Source organism: Marinobacterium profundum (assembly GCF_001528745.1).
GTDB lineage: Bacteria > Pseudomonadota > Gammaproteobacteria > Pseudomonadales > Balneatricaceae > Marinobacterium_A > Marinobacterium_A profundum.
The window spans coordinates 1-23,751 of the sequence record NZ_BCNS01000202.1; the positions used below are offsets into that span (position 1 = coordinate 1).

The window sequence follows — 23,751 nt, forward strand, 5'->3', positions numbered from 1 at the left end:
GATTTTCAACAGCCTGCTAGATGAAGAAATGGTACGAGAGTACATCCGTAATCAGGAGAGAGCGGACGAACATCGGGATCAACTGACGCTGGGGATGATGTAGCGCCTTGTGCGCAATTGAAAGCCCTTTGAGGGCGTCCCCTGATAAGCCTCCGGCTTTGCCGGAGGTCATTTAACTTTACTTTAAAAAAGTAAAGCACTCATGGATCATGAGGGTTACCTCTATGGCTTTGATGTTCGTTTAGTCGCACTCATTAAAGCCGGTAACCCTCCCTTCTGCAGGGCAGGTGCCAGATTAAGTCTGAACTAATGCAAATAATGGAGTATCTCATTCGAGCACTTTTCCGGGATGTCTGGAGCAGATTGCGACTGTTGTCCGATGGTGAGCACTGGTTTATCCCGGCGCTCTGCGACCGACGACAATACCCGAGGTAATACCGCCGCAGGCGAGTTCCGCCCGATAGCGTTTCCATCGCTCGCAATAGGCCGAAGCTCCCTTGCGGAGGTCGGCTTCACCTTTCGGCCCGATCTCGCGCTTCGGCTTCGCAGGGCTGCCCACGACCAGCGTGTTATCAGGAATCTCCATGCCTTCAGTGACGAGGGCTCCGGCCCCTATCAGGCAATTGCGACCGATCTTGGCGCCATTCAGCACCATTGCGCCCATGCCGATCAGACTGTTGTCGCCAACCGTGCAGCCGTGCAGCATTGCACGATGGCCTATGGTACAGCCCTTACCGATACGCAACGGAAAGCCGGGATCGACATGTAGAACCGCATTGTCCTGAACGTTACTTCCTTCGCCGATCTCTATGGTGTCGTCGTCGGCGCGCAGGACTGCGCCGAACCATATGCTGGCGTCGCGGCCAAGGCGCACGTCTCCGATCAGGATGGCGCCTGGCGCGATCCAAGCCTCGCCGTCGTCGGGTCCCTGAACGCTCATGTTGCTTAGGTCAAATAACCAGCCGGTCATGGTGTCAACTCCTCTTGTTATGTGTTGTGCGGCTGCTCCGACTGCGAAATGTCGGCGGAGCGGAGGTCATGGCGACGCAAGGTTGCCACGACCGGGGCCTCAGAAAGCAACCTTGTCGGCGCCCTTCAGTTCGAGTATCTCGCGTGCCTCATCGGGGGAGGCGATTTCCAATCCCAGCCCCTCGATGATTTGTCGAACTGCCTTTACCTGTTCGGCACTGCTGGTCGCCAGACGGCCGGGTGCCGCCCAGAGCGAATCTTCCAGACCGACCCGGACGTGGCCGCCTAGAGCAGCCGACATCGCAGCGAGCGGCAACTGGTGGCGGCCCGCCCCCAGAACTGACCAGCGGTAGCTGTCGCCAAACAGACGGTCAGCGGTGCGCTTCATGTGCATCACATCATCGGGATGCGCGCCAATACCGCCCATCAGGCCAAAGACCGTCTGGATGAACAGTGGCCCCTTGACCAACCCAGCATCCACGAAGTGTTTGAGGTTGTACAGATGGGCCGTGTCATAGCATTCAAATTCGAATTTCGTGCCATTGGGACCCAGCGTGGTGAGGATGTGTTCGATATCCTCGAATGTGTTGTGGAAGAGGATGCCCTTGTCGCCGATATAGTTCCTCTCCCATTCGTGCTTCAGCCGTCCTTCAAAGCGCTTAAGCATCGGAAAGAGGCCAAAGTTCATCGAGCCCATGTTCAAGGACGCAAGCTCGGGCTGCCATTTGGCGGCAGGGCGGACCCGTTCTTGGATACTCATGGTGGGAGCGCCGCCGGTGGTGATATTGACCACACAATCCGAGCGCTGCTTGATGACATCTAGGAAGGGCTGGAAGGCTTCGGGGGTCTGGTCGGGGCGACCGTCCTCGGGATTACGGGCGTGCAGATGAACAACCGCTGCCCCGGCCTCGGTCGCGCCGATAGCGGCTTCGGCGATCTCGCTGGCGGTAACTGGCAGAAATTCCGACATGGATGGGGTGTGGATCGCGCCGGTGACGGCACAAGTGATAATCACTTTGCGTTTGGTGGTCATGAGTGTAGCTCTCCTGTTATTAATCGTTGTCGCGTAGAAATCGGCCCAGCTCGGCTAGCCGCGTATCACGCTGGCGGCTGAGTTCCTGCACCTGAGAGGGAGCAGGTAGGTCTGCCGCGACGATTTCGGCGGCGCGTTCGGTAAAGGCCTCCCCCCGTGCGGCGCTGTCGCTCAGCCGCGCCATGGTGGGGCCGTAGCGGTCTAGATAGTCCTTCACCCCTCCTGGCGCGTTCAGGTTGATCGTCGCCATCGGTCCCAACAGAGTCCAGCGTCGGCCCAGCCCGTGGCAGATCGTGTCATCCAGCCCCTGAGGGGTCACGATGCCCTCCTCAATTAGCCGGAGCGACTCGGCAAGCACCACGGCTTGCAGACGGTTTAGCACGAATCCGTCGATCTCGCGGGTGAGCCGGACAGGCACCTGCGCCACGTCGCGCATAAGCGCCTCGGCGCGGTCCATGACTTCAGGCGCGGTATCTGGGCCGGGACATAGCTCGACCACCGGAATAACATGGGGCGGGTTCACGGGATGCGCCACAAGGATGCGTGCTCGCCCCGCCAGACCTTCGGCAAAGCGCGAGGCTACCAGCGCCGAGCTGGAAGAGGCGAGGATGGTTTTCGACCCAGTGAGGCGATCGAGTTCGGCATATATCTCGCGCTTGATCTCCAGTTTTTCCGGGCCGTTTTCCTGAACCCATTCCACCCTGTCGACGGCAGTGGCCATGTCTGCACAAATCGTCACCTGTGCAATGGAAGATGGGTCGTCGCCACTCTGGCGGCAGGTCTCAGCCAGTTCGTCGAGTGCGTGCGCCCGCACTTTGGCGTCGGGATCCCACAGCCGCACCTCGCAGCCTGCCCGGGCAAAAACCAGTGTCCAGGCACGGCCAATCAGGCCACCGCCAATAACCGCAATACGTCGTGTCATTTAGAGCTCCTCCCGCCGTAGCGGACGTGTTGTTACGTCTGAGACTCCCCGTTACGCAGCGCCTTCCCCAGATCGCTGGCGGCCTCAGAGATGTCGTGGATGATGGCCTGTTGTAGGGCATCGGGATCGCCATTCCGCAGTGACTGTAAGGCGGCGCAATGGCTGGCCATCGACTGGTCGAAATGCATCGGTGCCGCGACCGCGACCGCGACCGCGACCGCGACCGCTATGCGCATAAGCGGCCCCACCCGCAGCCATAATCCCTTGATCTGGCTCATCAGAATCGGCCGATCTGCCGCACGATAGATGAGCGAATGGAAGCGCCAGTTGTTTTCGAGATACATGTCGACATCGCCGATTTCGGCGGCGGTGTGCATCAGATTGAAGGCATTATTGATGACGCGCATCTGGGCTGGTCCGATCCGTTTGATCGCCTGTGTCGCGGCGAAGCCTTCAAGATTGACGCGGATATCACGGATATCTATTAATTCCGCATTCGTCAGGATGGGGACGCGCAGAACACGGTTGCCGCCAAAAGCCTCAAGTCCGCCATCGCCCTCAAGTCGCCGCAAGGCCTCGCGCACGGGTGTGACGCTGGTTTCCAGAACTGATGCCACTTTGCGCAAGCTGATTTCTTCCCCCGGGCGGAAATAACCGCTGATCAGGGCATGACGAAGTGTCGCGTAAACCAGCGACTGCGCGGTCGCACCTTCCTGGAGCTCCAGTGGCCGCTGCCGGGGCCGCTGCCGGGGCCGCTGCCGGGGCCAGCTGTCGTGTTGGACGTCTTTCATCAGAAATTGATTCGAACCATCAAAAGCGTGATCTCACTTAAATTTCATTAGAGTGTAGATTGCAGAATAAATCAATTAATATCCAATAAAATAGTGCTAAAAAAGCATATTGACGGATTTTGAAGTATAAAGGTATATTAAGTGTGATCACGTTTATCGGCGTGGCTATGCAACTGCCGCTGGCAGTTGATCAATGAATTTTCAAAGGAATAATAAAAAATGCGGAACTATATTTTTGCCACCGTGGCTGCGATAAGTCTCATGGCCGGCACCGCCGTCGCGCAGGAAACCCAGGTATTTGATGTGAGCCTGCCTCTGGGGCCGGACACGTATATTGATGTCGGCGCCCTGACATTTGGTGGGGAGCTGGAGAGGCTTTCTGGCGGACGTCTCACGATCCGCCCCCATTACAACAACGCCCTGGGCGGCGAACGCGAGGTGGTCGAGGGAATCGGCTTCGGTCTGATCGACATGGGCATCACCTCTACCGGTCCTATGGGTGGCTTCGTTGATGAGTTCATGCTGTTTGACCTACCCTACATTTTCACCAGTCCTGAGCAGGCCTACGGCTTTCTGGATGGGCAATATGGTGAAGAACTGGCGCAGAAGCTGGAAGAAAAGGTAGGTGTCAAGATCCTCGGCTGGATGGAAAACGGGTTCCGTCATAACACCAATAACGTGCGGGCGCTGAAAACACCCGATGATCTGGCCGGTATTCGGCACCGCACGCAGGAAAGTCGAGTGCAGGTCGATACCTGGACTGCACTCGGAGCGAATGCCTCGCCCATGGCTTGGACCGAGGTCTTTACGGCGCTTCAGCAGGGTGTGATTGACAGTCAGGAAAACCCGATCGGGGCTATTTATGACGCCAAGTTTTATGAGGTGCAGAAATATCTGAACCTCACGAGGCATGTCTATTCGCCGACGCCTTTGATGATGGGGGCGGAGTTGTTCAACTCCCTGTCGGAGCAGGATCAGGCGATCGTACTTAAGGCTGCCGAAATCGCCGTGCCGGTGCAGCGTGAAGCAACGCAGCGCATGGAGCAGCAACTTATCCCTAAGTTGGAAGAGCTGGGGATGGAGGTCACACGCCCCGATATCGCTCCTTTCCGGGAGCGCGTACAGCCTGTGATTGAGCAGTGGAAAGAGGTCATTGGCGCCGAACTAGTGGATGCCGCGATCAACTTTCAGCCTTGATTGCGCTTCCTTTGATGCGGGCCCGGCAGGTAGCCTGGGCCCGCCACTTCCAACACTTCAGGAGATTGCCATGCAAGTCGTTTTGCGCAAGCTGATACGGGGTGTAGATGGCGTCAACTGGCTGTGCGGATGGTTTTTAGCCGCTCTCCTACTGGTGATGACCGTTTTGATAAGTTGGCAGGTGTTCGCGCGCTACGTCGTAGAGCTTCTCCGAGTTACTCCCAAGGCTACAAGGATGAAACGCTCGCATTGGCGTCGCCAGGGCTGGAGGGTCAAGGCGGCGCGTAAGTTCAAGGCGACAGTGAACTCGCGGCACTCGCTACCTTTGGCGCTGAGCCTGCTTAAGCAGAGTTTTACGGCAGCGGCACCCAGCCCAGAAGTGGATAGGGGGAAGCCAGGGTTGCTCAGTGTATTATCAGCGTTTGTTAGCAGAGCATGATCTGACGTGCAGCATGAGTGCGAAGGCACCTTGTACGACAACGCCGGCGCCGAGACGATCTTCCATAGCCTGAAAGTTGAAGCCATCATCGGCGAGCATTTTTCGATGCGCGAAAGCATGCGTCACCGGGTGTTTGAGTAGATTGAGCTGGACTACAACCGGCAACGCCTGCACAGTATGATCGGCTTTATGAGTCTCGAGACGTCGCTTAAACTTGTGTCCACTATTGCTGGGTAAACTCAATTAGAGCTCCTCTCGCCGTGGTGGGCGTGTTGTTACTTCTGAAGCACTCCATTACGCAGTGCCTTCCCCAGATCGCTGGCGGCCTCAGATATGTCGTGGATGATGGCCTGTCGTAGGGCATCGGGATCGCCATTCCGCAGCGCCTGCAAGGCGGCGCAATGGCTGGCCATCGACTGGTCGAAATGCATCGGCGCCGCGACCGCGATGCGCATAAGCGGCCCCACCCGCAGCCATAATCCCTTGATCTGGCTCATCAGAATTGGCCGATCTGCCGCGCGATAGATGAGCGAATGGAAGCGCCAGTTGTTTTCGAGATACATGTCTACATCGCCGATTTTGGCGGCGGTGTGCATCAGATTGAAGGCATTATTGATGACGCGCATCTGGGCTGGTCCGATCCGTTTGATCGCCTGTGTCGCGGCGAAGCCTTCAAGATTGACGCGGATATCACGGATATCTATTAATTCCGCATCCGTCAGGATGGGGACGCGCAGAACACGGTTGCCGCCAAACGTCTCAAGTCCACCATCGCCCTCAAGTCGTCGCAAGGCCTCGCGCACGGGTGTGACGCTGGTTTCCAGAACTGATGCCACTTTGCGCAAGCTGATTTCTTCCCCCGGGCGGAAATAACCGCTGATCAGGGCATGACGAAGTGTCGCGTAAACCAGCGATTGCGCGGTCGCACCTTCCTGCAGCTCCAGCGGCCCCAGCCGGGCCCAGCTGTCGTGTTGGATGTCTTTCATCGGAGGTTGAATTGGCTCATCCAAAGTGTGATCTCACTTAAATTTCATTAGAATGTAGATTGCAGTATAAATTAAAAAATACCTAATAAAATAGTGCTAATTAAGCATATTGACGGATTTTATAGTAGCAATGTATAGTAAGTGTGATCACGATTATGGGTGTGATTACACGACTGTCGCTGGCAGTTGATCGATCAATGAATTTTAAAAGGAATAATAAAAAATGCGGAACTTTATTTTCGCCACTGCGGCTGCGATAAGTCTCATGGCTGGCGCCGCCATCGCGCAGGAAACTCAGGTATTTGATATGAGTCTGACTCTGGGGCCGGACTCGCATCAGGCGGTCGGCGCCCTGACATTTGGTGAGGAGCTGGAGAGGCTGTCTGGCGGACGTCTCACGATCCGCTCCCATTACGACAACGCCCTGGGTGGCGAACGCGAGGTGGTCGAGGGAATCGGCTTCGGTTTGATAGATATGGGCATCACCTCGACTGGCCCTATGGGCGGCTTCGTCGATGAGTTTATGCTGTTCGATCTCCCCTACATTTTCACCAGCCCTGAACAGGCCTACGGCTTTCTGGATGGAGAATATGGTGAAGGACTGGCGCAGAAGTTGGAAGAGCAGGTAGGTGTCAAGATCCTCGGCTGGATGGAAAACGGGTTCCGCCATAACACCAATAACGTGCGGGCGCTGAAAACACCTGATGATCTGGCCGGTATCCAGCACCGCACGCAGGAAAGCCGTGTGCAGGTCGATACCTGGACTGCACTCGGAGCGAATGCCTCGCCCATGGCTTGGACCGAGGTCTTTACGGCGCTTCAGCAGGGCGTGATGGACAGCCAGGAAAACCCGATCCCGACGATCTATGACGTGAAGTTTTATGAAGTGCAGAAATATCTAAACCTCACGGGGCATGTCTATTCGCCGATGCCTTTGATGATAGGGTCGGAGTTGTTCAACTCCCTGTCGGAGCAGGATCAGGCGATCGTACTTAAGGCTGCCGAAATCGCCGTGCCTGTGCAGCGTGAAGCATCACAGCAGATGGAGCAGCAATTTATCACCAAGTTGGAAGAGCTGGGGATGGAAGTCACACGCCCCGATATCTCCCTTTTCCGGGAGCGCGTGCAGCCTGTGATCGAGCAGTGGAAAGGGACCATTGGCGCCGAACTAGTGGATGCTGCGATCAGCTTTCAGCCTTGATTGCACTTTCTTTGATGCGGGCCCTGCAGGTAGCCCGGGCCCGCCATTTCCAATGGTTTCAGGAGATTGCCATGCAAGTCGTTTTGCGCAAGCTGATACGAGGAGTGGACCACGTCAACTGGCTGTGCGGATGGTTTTTGGCCGCTCTCCTACTGGTGATGACCGTTTTGATAAGTTGGCAAGTATTTGCGCGCTACGTGATGGGTAATTCGCTGACCTTCTCCGAGGAAGTTGCTCGCTTCTCGATGGTCTGGTTGACCATGCTGGGGGCGGCTTACGCCTATCGCCACGGCTCGCTGATCGCGGTCGACATGCTGGCAGGGATCGCCGGGGGACGGTTTGCGAAAGGGTTGCGACTGGTTATTGCGGTGGCGTCCTGCATTTTCGCCTGGGTGTTGTTGAAAGAGGGGCTTAATATCACGGAACGCGTTGTCACGCAGACCGCACCCAGCATACGGGTGTCGATGGCTTGGCTCTACGCGTCAGTGCCTGCGGGCGCCGCAATGGTTCTCATCAACGCTTTCGCCATCATCGCCGAAAACTTTACTGCAAGAAAGGACTAGGTCATGGCTGTGCTGCTTTTTGGCTCACTTCTGTTGTTTCTGGTGATCGGCGTGCCCGTGACCTTCGCGCTCGGGCTTGCCGCGATTACCACCAATTGGCTAGGCGATATCATGCCGATGCTGATTGTCCCGCAAGAGATGATCCGTTCAATCAACTCATTCCCGTTGCTTGCCATCCCATTTTTCATCCTCGCGGGCGATCTGATGCAGCGTGGCGGCATCTCGCACAGGCTGGTTGAATTCTCGCGTGCGCTCGTAGGCGGCATGAACGGCGGACTGGCCATGGTGGCCATCGTGACGTCGGCCTTCTTTGCCGCAATCTCGGGATCCGGCGCGGCGACCACTGCGGCGGTCGGGGCGATCTTGATCCCGGCGATGATCACTCAAGGTTACAGCGCCTCTTACGCCTCGGCCAATCAGGCCGCGTCTGGCGCACTGGGTGTCATCATTCCACCGAGTATCCCGCTGATCCTCTATGCCATTGCCGCCAACCAATCCGTGGGCGACATGTTCGCGGCGGGCTTCCTGCCGGGATTTGTTGTTGTCGGATCGCTGATGCTCTACGCCTATTTGCATGCGCTGAAACATCCCGCGACGCGTGACGAGCCCGCAAGCTTCGTCGAGATATTTCGGGCGGGCCGCAAGGCCATCCTTGCCTTGCTGATGCCAGCGCTGATTCTCGGCGGCATCTATGGCGGCATCGTCACGCCGACGGAAGCCGCGGTCATCGCCGTAGTTTATTCGTTCGTCGTCGGTGCCATCATTTATCGTGAGCTGCCGCTACGAGATGTCCCGGACATTCTGCGAAAATCCGCCGTCACCTCCGCGGTGGTAGTCAGTATCATCGCTACCGCTGGGCTCTATGGGCGCATCATCCTGTCATTGGAGGTCCCTACGCTCATCTCCGAGCTGGTGGTCGGCTTTATCGACAGCCCGTGGCTGTTCGTCATTCTGGTCAACGTTCTGCTGCTTTTTGTCGGCATGTTCCTTGAGGCAGCAGCGGCGATCCTGATATTCACACCGATCCTTTTGCCGATCGCGCTGAATTTCGGCATCCACCCGGTCCATTTTGGCATCATCATGGTAGTGAATCTCGCGATGGGAATGTTCACACCTCCGGTGGGACTGAACCTGTTTATTGCCTCGCAGATATCACGTATCTCGATCGCGCAGCTGACACAAGCGATCCTGCCTTTCGTCGTGCTTATGCTTGTGGTGCTTATGGTCATCAGTTTCGTCCCCTGGCTGTCTCTGTCGCTGACGGGTCATTAATACGGTCGGAAATTCCGATCCCAGTCTCTAAAAGAAGGAATACTTTGCATGGACCTTTCCCTTGAAGGTGCCCGCATCATCGTCACGGCTGGTGCAGGCGGCATCGGGCGCGCAATTGTTGATGGCTTCCGTGAAGCCGGCGCACAGGTCGCCACCTGCGACATTGACGAAACCGCCCTTGCTGCGTTGCCCGAAGATATCTTTCGGCAGAAGGTCGATGTCGCGGATAGTGTTGCCCTGGCGCAATTCGTCGATGCGGCGGTGGAACGGCTTGGCGGGCTCGACTGTTTGGTCAACAACGCCGGGATTGCCGGGCCGACCGGGCGGATCGAGGATCTGGAGGTGGAGGTGATCGAACAATGCCTGTCGACCTGCCTGACCAGCCAATTCGTGACCATAGGCCGCGCTGTCCCGCATCTACGACAGAGCCAAAATCCGTCGATCGTGAACATTTCTTCGCTGGCGGGCCGACTGGGCTTTAGGCTGCGCAGCCCCTATGCGGCGGCCAAATGGGGGGTGATCGGCCTGACCAAATCCATGGCCATCGAGCTGGGCCCGGACAAGATCCGCGTCAATGCAGTCCTGCCCGGCATCGTGTCTGGTGATCGCCAGCGCAGGGTGCTGGAAGCACGGGCGGAGGCAAGGGGTACCAGCTTCGACGAGGCTGAGCGCGAGGCGTTTTCGCTCACGTCGATCCATGACTATGTTACGCCGCAGCAGGTCGCCGATCAGATTATATTCCTGGCCAGCCCCCGCAGTAGGACCGTGTCGGGACAGTCGGTTTCAGTCTGCGGCGATACGGGAATGCTTGGCTGACCGGAGACCGCTTTGGCCCGGACATGCCAACTCGACAAGCGTTGGAGTGTCCGGGACAATGACCGAGGCCGTGAGGAGAGATGGCTTCTCGCGTATTTTAGGCCGGCTGCTCGGAGTGCGGTGGCGCTGTAAAGCGTCTTCGGTCTGCCATCTGTTTACCGCCGCTGTCTCTTCGTCCAAAAGGCTTCCTGATTACCCATAATCCTCCGCCTGTTTTAGAGGCTTCATTGGCATAAGGGAGGGGCTCCCCAGGTGTAGCAGCATCCCTTCTAGTTCAAACGTCGGTTAAAGCGATAGCAGGGCTCGGCCACGTAGCGAGGAAGATTTTTGTGGTTAATTGCGTGGTTGGCACCTTTGATCGCATTTTGCACATTCCCGATCATCGTGTTGACGTAGGTGAATTCTTCTCACTCGGATGTTTCATAAAAACGGTAGCCTGCGCAAACGTTGAGTAAACTGCCGCTTTTTGCTCACGCGTTTGAAGACCGAGTCACGCTCGGTCAGGCCGCAATTGATGCCTGCACTTAAAGGATCAAGACCGCAACTCCTAATAGCAACGGGGCCGCCCTGAATCACTGAGACTTGGCGTCTCAGTGATTCCCGCCTTGGCCAGAACAAATCATTTCGGTGAGTGAAACGGCGTTTGGCGTCAGCTGCGCCAACGGTGGCGGATGAGCGAGGTAGAGCAGTTTGCTGACGCGGTGCAGCAAGTCTTTGGTCGGGCAGGCACTCGCAAGTTCAACTTGATCCGGTCCTCGTATTGCGCGACTAGCATGAACAGCTTCAGGATGACCGCCACCGCCACCGCCACCGCCACCGCCACCGCCACCGCCACCGCCACCGCCCGGGCCAGCTCAATATGACGCATTGTGTTATCACGCCGGCTGTGGATCAGGAGTAGGCGCAGGCGTCGAACAGGCGCACGTGGTCGGTCAGGAGCGCGTGATCGGAGGTGCGACCATCAGTCAGATCGTTCTTCACCGCCTTGATGAAGTTCTCGTCCTGGCAACGGGTGCAATGCAGGTCACGGTACAGCGCCTCCGGACTCGGATCATCGAGCGAGGAAATCACGAAACACTGGTTGGCACTGAGTGCCATCGCCCCGGCCTTGAGTGCGAGTCGGTAGGTCTTGACCTACCGAGCGGCATTGGGTGACGCTGACTGCTATGCGTAATGCGAAGAAAACACATGATGCGTGCGACAGCGTCTCTGTGATGCTGCACTGAAAGTTTTATGGAAGCCGGAGGCTAAATCTATAACCGGATGGGAAGGGCGGTTTCATATTTCACCCGTTTGAGAGCAAAGCTCGACCTGATGTTGGCTACCTCAGGTATTGTCGTCAAGTCTTGAAGGATAAAGTCCTGCAGCCGTTCAACATCGGAAACTGCCACGCGAATAAGGTAGTCACTGTCACCTGTCATGAGATAGCACTCCATGACTTCAGGATAAATATCCATACGGGCTTCGAACTGCTCCAGCGCGTTTTCGATTTGGCGTTCCAGCGTGACCTGGATAAAAACGTTAATCGACAGCCCAATCGTCTTCGGGTTGACCAGAGCAACGTATCGATCGATCACCTCGTCTCGCTCCAGGGCACGCACTCGTTGAAGGCAAGGAGAGGGCGATAGACCAACGCGGCCTGCCAGTTCGATATTAGTTAATTTACCGTCGTTCTGGAGTTCACGGAGAATATTGAGATCTATTTTGTCTAGTTTCATTTTAGGCATAGTGTGTTGTTGTTTGTCTATATTGCAGCATAATATGCTTAATATTGCAACTTTATAAGCAACTTCAGCAGCACATGCTGTTCGATCGATTATACGATAAAGGGGTGAACTTAAAGAGAGATGTGTGCAATGAATCAGACTCAGCCCCGGCTTGGGGAATCCAGAGATCCAGATCCGATTGAAACCAAAGAATGGGTCGAGGCCCTGGGCGCTGTCATTGAATCTAGTGGCGGGGCCCGTACTCAATTTCTGATGCGGCAACTTGAGGAAGCTGCACGTCGCAACGGTGTCTACCAAGGCGGGCAACCTTATTCGTCCTACCGAAATACCGTATCCGTTGCTGAGCAAGGCAGTTATCCGGGCGATCTTGCCATCGAGGAAAGGCTGACCGCAATCATGCGTTGGAATGCGTTGGCCATGGTCGTGCGCGCCAACAAGGCTTATGGCGGACTTGGTGGCCATATTGCAAGCTACGCTTCGGCTGCCGAGATCTTTGAGGTTGGTTTCAACCATTTCTTCCGCGGCAAGACTGACGATTTCGGCGGCGATCTGGTTTATTTTCAACCGCATTCGGCACCCGGAGTTTATGCTCGCGCTTTCCTGGAAGGCCGACTGAGTGAAGAGCAGTTGGGCAACTACCGCCAGGAAGTGGCGGGAAATGGCCTGAGTTCATACCCGCATCCTTGGCTGATGCCCGATTTCTGGCAGTTCCCGACGGGTTCTATGGGCATTGGCCCCATTAGTGCCATCTATCAGGCGCGTTACATGCGTTATCTCGAGGGGAGAGGACTGGCCGATACGGCAGGACGGCACGTTTGGGGCGTGTTCGGAGATGGCGAGATGGACGAGCCGGAAGCCATCGGCGGCTTGACGCTCGCCGCCCGAGAAAAGCTCGACAATCTCACCTTCATCGTTAATTGCAACCTGCAGCGGCTCGACGGTCCGGTACGCGGCAACGGCCAGATCATCCAGGAATTGGAAAGCCTGTTCATCGGTGCCGGCTGGAACGTAATCAAGGTGCTGTGGGGTTCCGAATGGGATGGCCTTTTCGCTCGCGACAAGGACATGGTGTTGTTGCGGCGTTTCGCAGAAACTGTAGACGGCGAATACCAAAACCTTGGCTCCAAGGACGGTGACTACAACCGGCAGAAATTCTTTGATATCGACCCGGCGACCCGCGACCTCGTGGCGCACATGACCGACGCCGAAATTCACGCGCTCAAGCGCGGCGGGCATGATTTGCGCAAGCTGTGCGCCGCCTTTGCCGCTGCCAAGGCACATAAAGGTCGGCCCACCGTTATTTTAGCCAAAACCAAAAAGGGTTATGGCATGGGTAATGCCGGTGAAAGTCGCATGACCGCCCACCAATCCAAAAAGCTTGATACAGAAGCTTTGGTAGCATTCCGCGACCGTTTCAATTTGCCTTTGAGCGAGAAGGATCTCGAAGACCTCAAATTCTACAAGCCTGCCGCGGACAGTGCTGAGATGAAGTATCTGCGTGAACGCCGCGAGGCGCTTGGCGGTCCTATCCCGGTGCGCAAAACCATGGTGCAGGGCGCGAAGTTGCCTGCCATCCCTAAGCTGGAGACTTACGCCAAATTTTCGCTTGAGTCAGATGGAAAGGAAATGTCGACCACGATGGCGGCGGTACGCATGATGAGCGCACTCTTAAAGGACAAGTCCTTTGGGCCGTATATTGTGCCCATTGTCGCCGATGAGGCGCGCACATTCGGCATGGATAATCTCTTCCGCCAAATTGGCATTTATGCGCCCGAGGGTCAGCTCTATGAACCTGAGGATGCGGGCTCGATGCTCTTCTATAAAGAAGCGAAGAATGGCCAGTTGCTTGAAGAAGGAATCACAGAAGCCGGTGCGATTTCCTCTTGGGTTGCGGCAGCAACCTCTTATTCGGTGCACGATACGCCAACCCTGCCATTTTACATCTATTACTCAATGTTTGGCTTCCAGCGTGTAGGAGATCTGATCTGGGCCGCTGCTGATCAGCGCGCCCGCGGCTTCTTGCTCGGTGCAACGGCAGGGCGCACCACGCTGTCCGGTGAAGGGCTACAACATCAAGATGGCACCAGCCATGTAGTCGCCGCAACTATCCCCAATTGCAAGGCTTATGATCCGGCCTATGCATATGAACTCTCGGTGATCATGGATGCAGGCATGCGCCGTATGATGGAAGAGCAAAAGGACGAGTTCTATTACATCACCATCATGAACGAGAACTACGCCCAACCCTCCATGCCGGAAGGTTCCGAAGAAGGGATCCTGAAAGGCCTTTATAAGCTCGGCAGCCATGGAGACGAAAACGCGAAAGCGCGTGCACGGCTCATCGGCTCAGGGACTATCCTCAACGGAGTGGTGGCAGCAGCTGAAATACTCGATCAGGAGTTCGGCATTGCAAGCGATGTTTTCAGCGCCACGAGCTTCTCCGAGCTGTCACGTGAGGCACAGGCAGTAGAACGTCTGAACCGATTGTCTCCAAGCAAGGAACGGACCAGAACTTACGTCGAGACTTGCTTGCCGGGTAATATGCCGGTCATTGTGGCGACCGACTATGTTCGCGCTGTGCCTGAAATGATTGCGCCCTACGTTGAGGGTCGCTTTGTGGCGCTCGGCACTGACGGCTTCGGGCGCAGTGATCAGCGGGAGGCACTGCGCAAGTTTTTTGAAGTCGACCAGCAAAATATTGCTGTCGCCGCAATCGAGGCCATGGTACGTGCCGGGCACGTCAAAGCTGATGTTCTGACCGATGCGTTGAAGAAGTTCGGGCTCGATGGTTCGTCACCCGCCCCCTGGACTGTATGAGATGTTGAAGATGAGTAAGACATTCGAATTATGTGTTCCCGATATCGGCGATTTTACAGATGTAGCAATCGTCGAAATCCATATAGCCCCCGGCGACATTATTTCGGTAGAAGACACGATCGTTTCGATTGAATCAGACAAGTCAATGATCGATGTGCCTTCATCCATTTCTGGTCGTATTGTTGAATTGCAGGTCAGGGAGGGTGACAAAGTTAGCCAGGGCTCACTGCTCGCGATAGTTGAATCGTGCGAGGATGAGGCCGCAGCAGAGTCGGCTACGGGAAAAGTATTGGAAAAGGCTGAAGTTACCACCATTCCGGCACCGTCTCCCAAGCCTCAAGGTCCGTTGTCAGCGCCTCAGGTCACAAAAGCCGCGCCTGCGGCAGGGGCAACAGAAGAAGGCAGGTACGCGTATGCTTCGCCGGGAGTTCGTAAGCTGGCCCGTGAGCTTGGCGTTGATATTACTGGCGTTTCTGGCAGTGGCACCCGGGGTCGCATTACACGCGAGGACGTGCATGCTTTTGTAAAATCTATACTAAGTGGCAGGGACACGGAAGCACCGGCGACGGGCCGCGGTTTGGGGTTTGACCTCTTGCCCTGGCCCAAGGTTGACTACGAAAAGTTCGGCGAAATAGAACGCGTGCCCTTGTCGCGGATCGCCAAAGTGTCCGGGGCGAACCTTGCGCGTAATGCGACGATCATCCCTCATGTCACCAATTTCGAGGAGGCGGACATCACCGAGCTAGAGGCCTTCCGGAAAGAACTCAATTCCGGGGCAAGAGACGGAATCAAGCTTTCTATTTTACCCTTCGTGGTAAAGGCGATCGCGGTCACTCTCAAAGAATATCCAAAGTTCAATTCCTCCCTGGACGGCGACGCGCTGATCGTGAAGAAATACTTCAATATTGGTGTCGCGGCCGATACGCCCGAGGGCTTGGTCGTGCCGGTCATCAAGGGGGTCGACCAAAAGGGGATTATTGAAATCGCTCAAGAAATGACCGAGCTGGCAAGCCAGGCCAGGGTAGGCAAACTCAAACCCCAGGACATGCAAGGGTCAACTTTCACAATTTCGTCTCTGGGGGGGATTGGCGGCACGAATTTCACACCGATCATCAACGCTCCCGAGATTTCCATTTTGGGCATGACCCGTGCCAAGGTTCAGCCGATGTGGGATGGGCAAGCATTTCAGCCCCGCCTCATGCAGCCGCTGAGTTTATCGTGGGATCACCGGGCGGTCGACGGTGTGGCAGCTGCGCGTTTCCTCGCGAACGTAAAGGACCTGCTGGCGGATTTTCGCCGAATTAGCCTTTAAGAACCTAGCAAGCACCTCTGCCTCGTCTCCTTCAGCCAGATGAGTCTGGCGTGGGTTCATTGCGCAGTCGATAGCTAGGAAGTTACTCGCTTCCTTGCCAGTGTAAAGCGTTTGCTACTGAATTTTCGCCGCATTAGATTTTAAGGATCTTTGATGAAAAAGATAGACGTTGAGATTCCCGATATCGGAGACTTCACTGATGTGCCAGTGATTGAAATTTCGGTCGGGGTCGGTGATATCGTCAAAGCCGACGATCCCATTCTAATCTTAGAAAGCGATAAGGCGGTGATTGACATCCCGGCGCCCGTGAGCGGAAAGGTCGTTGCAATACTCGTGAGTAAGGGTGACAGGGTCAGCCAGGGCAGCATTGTGCTGCACATCGAGGGCGATGCAGATGCGGCCTCTGCGACGCCTATCTCTGAACCTGTAACTACCTCGGGTGGCGCGCCAGCGCCTCAGCAGGGTGTCGATCTGTCGCAAGCTAATTATCAGGCCGACCTTTTGGTCTTGGGGGCCGGGCCAGGCGGGTATACTGCAGCTTTCCGGGCCGCGGATCTCGGATTAAAGGTCACACTCATCGAGCGCTGGTCGACGCTTGGTGGCGTGTGCCTCAATGTCGGCTGTATTCCGTCAAAAGCGCTTTTACATGCAGCCAAAGTAATCAACGATGCAGACGAGATGACTAGCCATGGCATCACATTCAGTAAGCCCGCTGTCGATATTGACAACTTACGCCACTGGAAAGATGAAGTTGTCGGTAAATTGACCGGCGGACTTAACAGCCTCGCCAAAAGGCGTAAGGTTGATGTCGTGCATGGTACAGGAGTCTTTGAAAGCTCCAATCTGGTGCGAGTCTCAGGCGAAGATGGCGAGAAAATGATCGCTTTCAAACAGGCAATCATCGCTTGTGGTTCGGAGCCGATGCGCTTGCCGTTTTTACCAGAGGACGACCGTATTATCGATAGCACTGGCGCTCTGGCGCTTGCGGATATTCCCAAACGCATGCTGGTACTGGGAGGCGGCATCATCGGACTCGAAATGGCTCAAGTCTATCGTGCTCTCGGTGCGAGTATCACTCTGGTCGAACTAATGGACCAGATTATCCCAGGCGCTGATAAAGACATCGTCACGCCGCTAATGAAGAGTATCGAAAAACGCTATGATAATGTCCTGCTTAATACCAAAGTTATCAAGGTCGAGGCCTCAAAGATCAGTTTGCAAGTCACGTTTGAGGGCCCGAATGGCGTCTTCGAATTAGAATTTGATAAGATTCTATCGGCGGTCGGACGTAAACCCAATAGCGCGCTGATTAATACCGATACGGCGGGCGTTGTAGTCGATGAACGCGGCTTTATAGTAGTCGACAAGCAGATGCGGACCAGTCAGTCACACATTTTCGCCATCGGCGATATTGTTGGTCAGCCCATGTTGGCGCATAAGGCCGTGCATGAAGGCAAGGTCGCGGCCGAAAACGCCGCTGGTCACAATTCGGTCTTCGATGCTTTGGTTATCCCCTCGGTCGCTTACACTGATCCGGAGGTCGCTTGGGTCGGGCTGACCGAAAACGAGGCTAAGTCAAAGGATATCGATTATAAAAGGGCGGCTTACCCTTGGGCTGCGTCGGGCCGATCGCTTTCCATGGGGCGTCAGGAAGGGATGTCCAAAATTTTGTTTGACCCAGAGACAAAGCGCGTGCTCGGTGCCGGGCTCGTCGGGCCCAATGCGGGCGAGTTGCTCGCAGAGGTGGCGTTGGCTATCGAGATGGGCGCCGACTCCGAGGATCTATCGCTCACTATCCACCCGCATCCCACTCTGTCTGAGACTATTGCATTATCGGCAGAGATTTTCGAGGGAATAATTACAGACTTATGACATTTAAGTTTGCTTTGCGCATAAAGTATATTTTATTAAAGTCATCTACCTCTTAAAGAATCATCATTGTTAATGGTCATATTTATTGAAATAATTGGTTATTCGTTCCTCATTTGAAATGGCAGTCTTTATTTTCAGAGGGAGTACGCGGTATCGCTTTTGGCAATAGGCCATGAGCTGATTATCTAGGTGCGGTTTTTTACAGATTTTAGGTGACAGAACTACCTATGCAGTAGCTTTCTGATATTATTTGGCTGGATGAACTAACGCATTGCGTCTTGAATAGTTTTCTTGCTCGATAATCAGTTCTCGTTATACTATCGCTCACTGTCGATTTAAATTCGAATATTATTATGTCAGGGATGTAATTCAAAGTTGGATTGTCTATATTTTATCCCCCCCCCCTCCCTCCTGCTCGGGGGCTTTTTACACTGAACTAGTGTTGATCTGGAAACTATGAATAGTCGAGACAGTACTGCCGTTGTGGATGCTAAATACATTGATTTACGTACTTGCCTGAGCGAAAAAATTGACCAGCAACGGTTGATTGATGACCCTCTTAGACTGCTCGCGTATGGTACTGACGCGAGTTTCTATCGTCTGATTCCACGCCTCGTTGTGCGCCCCGAGACTGAGGTGGAAGTCCAGGCAGTGCTTGGTGCTTGCCACCAGTTCCAGGCTCCGGTGACATTTCGAGCGGCGGGAACATCGCTCTCGGGTCAGGCTGTTACTGACTCTGTCCTAGTCCAGCTTAAATCCGGCTGGACGGACTACACCCTTCTAGAAGGTGGTAATGCGATCACCCTCCAGCCAGGAGTCATAGGTGGTCGCGCCAACCAAGTTCTGGCGCCATTTGGCCGCAAGATTGGTCCGGACCCTGCCTCCATTAACAGTTGCATGATCGGTGGTATCTTTGCCAACAATGCGTCGGGAATGTGCTGCGGAACCGCACAGAATAGTTACAACACCGTACGAGATATTAGGATTATTCTGGCGGATGGTACTTTACTGGATACTGCCGATGACGAAAATGTCCGAAGCTTCCGGCAAACCCACCGGGAGCTGCTTGATAAACTGGAGACGCTCGCTGACGATACTCGCGCTAATCATAAGCTGGCGGAGAAAATTCGCCACAAGTACCGGCTCAAGAATACGACCGGGTATTCGCTCAACAGTCTAGTGGATTACGCGGATGGCATTGAAATTCTCAAGCATCTGATGGTGGGATCAGAGGGTACCCTTGGGTTTATCAGCAGCGTCACCTATAACACGGTGGTGGATGAACCGCTCAAGGCCGCATCTCTGGTGATTTTTTCGGACATCATGACCGCCTGTGAAGCGACTACTGCGCTCAAGACGATGCCGGTTGCTGCGGTTGAGCTCATGGACAGAGCTGCACTGCGCTCGGTGGAGGATCTACCCGGCATGGCCTGCCTGCTGCGGGGCCTGCCTGATACAGCAGCTGCATTGCTGATCGATATCCGAGCTGACGAAACTGCGATTCTTGACATGCGAATTGCCGAGGTTGAGGCACTGCTGGCCCGCTTCGAAACCCTCACTGCACCCGAGTTCACTACGGAAAAGGATACATACACGCTGTATTGGAAAATCCGCAAAGGCTTGTTCCCGGCCGTTGGTGCGGTGCGAGCTGTCGGCACAACGGTGATCATCGAGGACGTGGCCTTTCCGATCGAGCAGCTGGCTTGCGGTGTCCTTGACCTGCTCGAAGTGCTCAAACGTCACGGCTATGGAAATGCGATCCTGTTCGGGCATGCCCTTGAGGGCAACCTTCACTTCGTGTTTCCGCAAGGCTTTGAGTTGAAGGATGAAGTCCGCCGTTATAAGTCCTTGATGGACGATGTTACACAGCTGGTTGCCGTTGGGTACGGTGGCTCACTGAAAGCCGAGCATGGCACCGGCCGAAATATGGCGCCCTTTGTAGAGCTTGAATGGGGTCAGGAGGCTTATGAATTGATGTGGACGATTAAGAGCATTTTTGATCCCGCGAACCTGCTCAATCCGGATGTGATCCTTACCTCTAACAAGAGTCTCCATATCGAAAACCTCAAGCCGTTACCCGAGTCGGACGAAATCATTGATAAGTGTATTGAATGTGGTTTCTGTGAATCGGTGTGTCCGTCCCGCAACTTCACGGTAACGCCGCGGCAGAGGATTGTTATTCACAGGGAAATCGCACGCCTTCGTAATAAGGGCGCAGGCAAGACCGAAGCCGAGAAGGAGCGCTTGACGCTCCTCGAGGACGGTTACAACTTCCAGGGAATCGACAGCTGCGCCGCTGATGGTCTCTGCTCAACAGAGTGCCCGGTGGGGATCAACACCGGTGACCTGATGAGGAAGCTGCGTCACAATGAGCATCTTGCCTATGGGGCCATGGACGAAAAGGTCGGCAGAAACTTTGCTCGGGTTACAAGTGTTGCCCGCGGTGTACTGCGTACTGCCGGATTTGCCAGTCATGCACTGGGCGACACTTTGCTGGCTGGTATCACCGCTAAGGCGGCCCGTTTGTCCTCCGGCAAGGTTCCTGTTTGGACACCCAGTGTACCCAAGGCGATGCCGGTTAAAATGGTGCGTACAGTTACCCACTACTGTTCGAGTGTGGATGAGCATATTGGCCCTGTTGTCGTTTATTTTCCATCCTGTTCGTCGAGAGTCTTCGGCGCTAGCAGGGGAGATCAGGAGGAGCGTTCACTTACCGAGATTACCTTGTCGCTATTGAGCAAAGCCGGATTCAGAGTAATTATCCCTGAGTCGGTGCATGGATTGTGCTGCGGTATGCCATTCCAGTCCAAAGGAGGGTTCCGGGAGGCAGAACGAAAGGGTGAGGAGCTGAAGGCGGAATTGCTATCAGTCAGTGAGAATGGCCGTCACCCGGTACTCTTCGATACAAGCCCCTGTACGATGAGGATGCGACAAGAGTTTTCCACTGAGTTGGAAATTATGGAGCCGGTAGAGTTCGCCCATAGGTACCTGCTCCCAAAACTGAAAATTACACCGGTCAATGAACGCATTGCTGTTCACGTAACTTGCTCCAGCACTCGGATGGGTCTGGCAGATAAGTGTGTGGCTCTGGCGAAAGCTTGTGCCAATGAGGTGGTTGTTCCTGCGGATGTAACCTGTTGTGGGTTCGCTGGTGACAAGGGGTTCACGCTGCCTGATCTAAACCGCTCGGCACTGGCATCTTTGGCGAGGGAAGTAGAAGGATGCCAGTCCGGTTACTCTAATTCACGGACCTGCGAAATTGGCCTAGCTGAACACAGCGGTATACCTTACCGTTCCATATTTTCTCTGTTGGATCGGACCAGTGAAGCGATTATTATAGCGCCTTAGGGATGAACGTTACGACTATCAGGAAGGCATTTCCCCAGATCTTAATGGTACTAATTAATCCGAGGTAAACCCCCAGCTCTGCCGGGGTGACTCGCATAGGTTTAACCGAGGCTACGGTCAAGCTACCTTCGTTTTTCGACCAAGAAAGATGAAGGTAATCCTATGCGAGACTGCGAAAGTTTGGCGCATACGCGCTGGGATTGTAAGTACCATGTGGTGTTCATCCCGAAGAAGCGCCGCAAACTGATCTACGGGAAATTGCGGCGGTACTTGGGGGAAATTTTCCATGAGCTTGCCAAGCGCAAAGGCGTGAAAATCGTTGAAGGTCACCTGATGCCGGATCATATCCACATGTGTATCAGCATCCCGCCGAAGTACTCGGTATCCAATGTGGTTGGCTGAGTTATTGTCATATCTGGTGTACGGCGTCAGGCGGCGTTCCTGTCTGACTGATCCTTTACTTGCTCACCATCCTTGAACTTCACGTTGTTGACCACGAGGGTCAGCAGATTAAATCCCTTGATCCGTTTCCAGTTTTTCTGTGCCGACTCCAACAGCTTGTAGACCATCGCCAGCGTCGTGTCTCTGGAGCTGCAGTTACGCGTTCGCTTGGTGCGCAACCTTACCGTGGCGAAAGTCGATTCGATCGGGTTGGTGGTCCGGATATGCACCCAGTGCTCCGCCGGGAAGTCGTAGAACGCCAGCAGCTCTTCCCGGTCCTTGGCCAGGCAATCCATGGCTTTGGGGTACTTGCTACTGAACCGGGTCAGCGCCCGGTCAAATGCCACCTTGGCCGCGTCACGCGTCTCGGCCATCCAGATATCGTGCAGCGCTTCTTTCACTTTGGGTTGCATCGATTTGGGCAGCTTGTTCAGTACATTCGCCGTCTTGTGGACCCAGCAGCGCTGGTGCCGGCTGGCAGGATACGTTTTGGTCAGTGCTTTCCAGAACCCCAGTGCGCCATCGCCAATCGCCAGCTTCGGCGCGGTTTCCAAGCCACGCTCGCGCAGACCCTGCAGTAACTCCTCCCAGCTTGCCGTCGACTCCCGGTAGCCGTCTTCAACCGCAACCAATTCCTTGCGGCCGTGCTCGGTGACGCCAATGATCACCAGCAGGCAGAGGCGATCATCCATCCGGACGTTGCTGTGCACGCCGTCGGCCCACCAGTACACATAGCGCGAGCTCGCCAGGTCCCGTTGCCGCCATTGCTGGTGCTCTTCGAGCCATTGGCTCTTGAGTCGGGAGATCGTATTGGCCGAAAGCCCCTTGGCCTGATCACCCAACAGCGCGGCCAGTGAGTCCTGAAAATCTCCGGTGGAGATGCCCTTCAAGTACAGCCAAGGTAACAACTCCTCGACACTCCGGGCCCGCTTCAGGTACGGCGGCAGTAGCGCGCTGTTGAATCGAATCCCGGAGCCGCTTCGGTCCCGCACCTTGGGCACCTTGATCTCGACATCACCGAGGCCGGTCTGGACGGTACGTTCAGGCAAATAGCCATTGCGAACCACGGCCTGGCGACCATCTGGGAGCCGGGATTCGGCGTGCTGATTCAGAAGCCCCTGAAGCTCGGCTTCGACGGCTTGTGCGATCAGTTCACGTGCCCCTGCACGCAATAGCTCGGTCAGCGGATCTACTGCCTGTGCCTCTGGTTGTGAAAGAGCCCTCAGGGTAAAATCGGTCATGGCGTATCACCTCTGTTGATTGAGATCTTGGTCGTGATCAATCAACAGGATACGCCATCCCTCCTATCTCCCCGTACACCAGAAATCACCATAACTCTGGTTGGCTACCTCAAGGGCAAAAGCGCAATCGCCATCGCTAGACAGTTCAAAGGTCGCCAGGGGAATTTTAATGGCGAGCCCTTCTGGGCGAGAGGTTACTTCGTGTCGACAGTTGGCCTGGATGAAGAGATGGTACGAGTGTACATTCGGAATCAGGAGAAAGCGGATGAGCATCGGGAGCAACTGCGGTTGGGGATGATGTGTAGCGCCTTGGGCGCAATTGATAGCCCTTTTAGGGCGTCCCCTTATAAGCCTCCGGCTATGCTGGAGGTACTTTAACTTATTGAGTTTCTTGTTTGGATCAGGGATTCTGTGAGCGTAGAAAATGCGACACTAACTTTCGGATCAGTAGCCCTCCGTGGTGCTAGTTCTGACTGCTGCTGGCAAATTTTCCAAGACCCGAGTCCACTTGGCTAACAGGGTCACGGACGTGAGGTGATTGTTGGGCAGTCCACGGATATACTGAAACTAGTGCAATAAGCAGGTTTCCAATGTCTGATTCTTTTGAGTACCCGTTTGATGATGTTTTTGTCAGGCCTCTATTACGGTTGTGGTTTGTTCATGGAGCTGCAGCGCGAGGCTGCTGCTTAGGGGCTGTTCTCAATTAAGCCAGCCATATAACGGCTGAGACGAGACTCAAATCGACTGGTGGTTTCTCGCCAGCCGTTCAGATCCCTCTGAGCCCTAGCAGGCTGTTGAAAATCT

General features: G+C 55.1%; 16 protein-coding genes and 5 pseudogenes. 12 read left to right on the forward strand and 9 right to left on the reverse strand.

All coding sequences use genetic code 11. The features are described from left to right. Positions 1-394 precede the first annotated feature (394 nt). The 4 genes from MPRO_RS22170 to MPRO_RS22185 all read right to left on the reverse strand — a co-directional run bounded on the left by MPRO_RS22170 (position 395) and on the right by MPRO_RS22185 (position 3,715). Positions 395-940, reverse strand: coding sequence for a gamma carbonic anhydrase family protein (locus tag MPRO_RS22170; RefSeq protein WP_067298391.1), 546 nt, complete (start codon positions 938-940; stop codon positions 395-397). A gap of 129 nt (positions 941-1,069) precedes the next feature. Beyond that, positions 1,070-2,002: a 3,5-dioxohexanoate:acetyl-CoA acetone transferase gene (gene kce, locus MPRO_RS22175; protein ID WP_067298375.1), complete on the reverse strand. Its 933-nt coding sequence runs from the start codon at positions 2,000-2,002 to the stop codon at positions 1,070-1,072. Between the two features lie 19 nt (positions 2,003-2,021). Continuing rightward, a complete protein-coding gene (locus tag MPRO_RS22180; RefSeq protein WP_067298376.1) occupies positions 2,022-2,924 on the reverse strand; it encodes a 3-hydroxyacyl-CoA dehydrogenase NAD-binding domain-containing protein in 903 nt (300 codons plus the stop codon). A 32-nt stretch (positions 2,925-2,956) separates the two neighbouring features. Further along, positions 2,957-3,715 (reverse strand): GntR family transcriptional regulator, encoded by a 759-nt coding sequence (locus MPRO_RS22185; RefSeq protein WP_067298377.1) that lies wholly within the window; start codon positions 3,713-3,715, stop codon positions 2,957-2,959. 219 nt (positions 3,716-3,934) lie between these two features. On the opposite strand from MPRO_RS22185, the gene MPRO_RS22190 reads away from it, so the two are divergent. Together MPRO_RS22190 and MPRO_RS26420 are read left to right on the forward strand one after the other, a co-directional pair. Next, positions 3,935-4,912 carry a DctP family TRAP transporter solute-binding subunit gene (locus MPRO_RS22190; protein ID WP_067298378.1) on the forward strand — a complete coding sequence of 326 codons (978 nt, stop codon included), beginning with the start codon at positions 3,935-3,937 and terminating at the stop codon, positions 4,910-4,912. 253 nt (positions 4,913-5,165) lie between these two features. Further along, a pseudogene (locus MPRO_RS26420) lies at positions 5,166-5,588 on the forward strand (IS3 family transposase); the annotation flags it as partial. A gap of 38 nt (positions 5,589-5,626) precedes the next feature. Here MPRO_RS26420 and MPRO_RS22205 read toward each other — a convergent pair. Then, positions 5,627-6,337, reverse strand: a complete 711-nt coding sequence (locus MPRO_RS22205) for a GntR family transcriptional regulator (RefSeq protein WP_067298380.1) — start codon at positions 6,335-6,337, stop codon at positions 5,627-5,629. Positions 6,338-6,560: 223 nt separating this feature from the next. Here MPRO_RS22205 and MPRO_RS22210 point away from each other — a divergent pair, with 223 nt between their 5' ends. The 4 genes from MPRO_RS22210 (at position 6,561) to MPRO_RS22225 (ending at position 10,189) form a co-directional block, all read left to right on the forward strand. Next, positions 6,561-7,538: a TRAP transporter substrate-binding protein gene (locus tag MPRO_RS22210; protein WP_067298381.1), complete on the forward strand. Its 978-nt coding sequence runs from the start codon at positions 6,561-6,563 to the stop codon at positions 7,536-7,538. Positions 7,539-7,609: 71 nt separating this feature from the next. After that, positions 7,610-8,101 carry a TRAP transporter small permease gene (locus MPRO_RS22215; protein ID WP_067298382.1) on the forward strand — a complete coding sequence of 164 codons (492 nt, stop codon included), beginning with the start codon at positions 7,610-7,612 and terminating at the stop codon, positions 8,099-8,101. A gap of 3 nt (positions 8,102-8,104) precedes the next feature. Beyond that, entirely contained in the window at positions 8,105-9,373 is a 1,269-nt protein-coding gene (locus tag MPRO_RS22220) for a TRAP transporter large permease (RefSeq protein ID WP_067298383.1), read from the forward strand. Positions 9,374-9,421: 48 nt separating this feature from the next. Further along, positions 9,422-10,189 (forward strand): SDR family oxidoreductase, encoded by a 768-nt coding sequence (locus MPRO_RS22225; RefSeq protein WP_067298384.1) that lies wholly within the window; start codon positions 9,422-9,424, stop codon positions 10,187-10,189. A gap of 269 nt (positions 10,190-10,458) precedes the next feature. Here MPRO_RS22225 and MPRO_RS26425 read toward each other — a convergent pair. The 3 genes and pseudogenes from MPRO_RS26425 to MPRO_RS22240 form a co-directional block, all read right to left on the reverse strand. Next, positions 10,459-10,578, reverse strand: a pseudogene (locus tag MPRO_RS26425) (IS1595 family transposase); the annotation flags it as partial. Positions 10,579-10,854: 276 nt separating this feature from the next. Continuing rightward, a pseudogene (locus MPRO_RS26430) lies at positions 10,855-11,320 on the reverse strand (transposase); the annotation flags it as partial. A gap of 122 nt (positions 11,321-11,442) precedes the next feature. Further along, on the reverse strand, positions 11,443-11,916 hold the full coding sequence (locus MPRO_RS22240; protein WP_281177207.1) for an Lrp/AsnC family transcriptional regulator: 474 nt from the start codon (positions 11,914-11,916) through the stop codon (positions 11,443-11,445). A gap of 129 nt (positions 11,917-12,045) precedes the next feature. On the opposite strand from MPRO_RS22240, the gene mdeB reads away from it, so the two are divergent. The 5 genes and pseudogenes from mdeB to tnpA form a co-directional block, all read left to right on the forward strand. Beyond that, complete coding sequence (mdeB, locus tag MPRO_RS22245; RefSeq protein ID WP_067298387.1) at positions 12,046-14,733, forward strand: alpha-ketoglutarate dehydrogenase; 2,688 nt, start codon at positions 12,046-12,048, stop codon at positions 14,731-14,733. Positions 14,734-14,743: 10 nt separating this feature from the next. Continuing rightward, positions 14,744-16,045: a 2-oxo acid dehydrogenase subunit E2 gene (locus tag MPRO_RS22250; RefSeq protein ID WP_067298393.1), complete on the forward strand. Its 1,302-nt coding sequence runs from the start codon at positions 14,744-14,746 to the stop codon at positions 16,043-16,045. Between the two features lie 153 nt (positions 16,046-16,198). Beyond that, complete coding sequence (gene lpdA, locus MPRO_RS22255; RefSeq protein ID WP_067298388.1) at positions 16,199-17,917, forward strand: dihydrolipoyl dehydrogenase; 1,719 nt, start codon at positions 16,199-16,201, stop codon at positions 17,915-17,917. A gap of 456 nt (positions 17,918-18,373) precedes the next feature. Further along, entirely contained in the window at positions 18,374-21,265 is a 2,892-nt protein-coding gene (locus MPRO_RS22260; RefSeq protein ID WP_067298389.1) for an FAD-binding and (Fe-S)-binding domain-containing protein, read from the forward strand. 162 nt (positions 21,266-21,427) lie between these two features. Next, positions 21,428-21,664 (forward strand): annotated as a pseudogene (gene tnpA, locus MPRO_RS22265) (IS200/IS605 family transposase); the annotation flags it as partial. 29 nt (positions 21,665-21,693) lie between these two features. Here tnpA and MPRO_RS22270 read toward each other — a convergent pair. Continuing rightward, positions 21,694-22,947, reverse strand: coding sequence for an IS256 family transposase (locus MPRO_RS22270; protein WP_067298390.1), 1,254 nt, complete (start codon positions 22,945-22,947; stop codon positions 21,694-21,696). Between the two features lie 96 nt (positions 22,948-23,043). On the opposite strand from MPRO_RS22270, the pseudogene MPRO_RS26435 reads away from it, so the two are divergent. After that, a pseudogene (locus tag MPRO_RS26435) lies at positions 23,044-23,244 on the forward strand (transposase); the annotation flags it as partial. Positions 23,245-23,751: the final 507 nt, after the last annotated feature.

Coding starts and splice junctions, on each gene's coding strand:
- MPRO_RS22170 (WP_067298391.1), bottom strand. CDS start 940: ATGAGCGTTCAGGGACCCGACGACGGCGAGGCTTGGATCGCGCCAGGC.
- kce (WP_067298375.1), bottom strand. CDS start 2,002: ATGACCACCAAACGCAAAGTGATTATCACTTGTGCCGTCACCGGCGCG.
- MPRO_RS22180 (WP_067298376.1), bottom strand. CDS start 2,924: ATGACACGACGTATTGCGGTTATTGGCGGTGGCCTGATTGGCCGTGCC.
- MPRO_RS22185 (WP_067298377.1), bottom strand. CDS start 3,715: ATGAAAGACGTCCAACACGACAGCTGGCCCCGGCAGCGGCCCCGGCAG.
- MPRO_RS22190 (WP_067298378.1), top strand. CDS start 3,935: ATGCGGAACTATATTTTTGCCACCGTGGCTGCGATAAGTCTCATGGCC.
- MPRO_RS22205 (WP_067298380.1), bottom strand. CDS start 6,337: ATGAAAGACATCCAACACGACAGCTGGGCCCGGCTGGGGCCGCTGGAG.
- MPRO_RS22210 (WP_067298381.1), top strand. CDS start 6,561: ATGCGGAACTTTATTTTCGCCACTGCGGCTGCGATAAGTCTCATGGCT.
- MPRO_RS22215 (WP_067298382.1), top strand. CDS start 7,610: ATGCAAGTCGTTTTGCGCAAGCTGATACGAGGAGTGGACCACGTCAAC.
- MPRO_RS22220 (WP_067298383.1), top strand. CDS start 8,105: ATGGCTGTGCTGCTTTTTGGCTCACTTCTGTTGTTTCTGGTGATCGGC.
- MPRO_RS22225 (WP_067298384.1), top strand. CDS start 9,422: ATGGACCTTTCCCTTGAAGGTGCCCGCATCATCGTCACGGCTGGTGCA.
- MPRO_RS22240 (WP_281177207.1), bottom strand. CDS start 11,916: ATGCCTAAAATGAAACTAGACAAAATAGATCTCAATATTCTCCGTGAA.
- mdeB (WP_067298387.1), top strand. CDS start 12,046: ATGAATCAGACTCAGCCCCGGCTTGGGGAATCCAGAGATCCAGATCCG.
- MPRO_RS22250 (WP_067298393.1), top strand. CDS start 14,744: ATGAGTAAGACATTCGAATTATGTGTTCCCGATATCGGCGATTTTACA.
- lpdA (WP_067298388.1), top strand. CDS start 16,199: ATGAAAAAGATAGACGTTGAGATTCCCGATATCGGAGACTTCACTGAT.
- MPRO_RS22260 (WP_067298389.1), top strand. CDS start 18,374: ATGAATAGTCGAGACAGTACTGCCGTTGTGGATGCTAAATACATTGAT.
- MPRO_RS22270 (WP_067298390.1), bottom strand. CDS start 22,947: ATGACCGATTTTACCCTGAGGGCTCTTTCACAACCAGAGGCACAGGCA.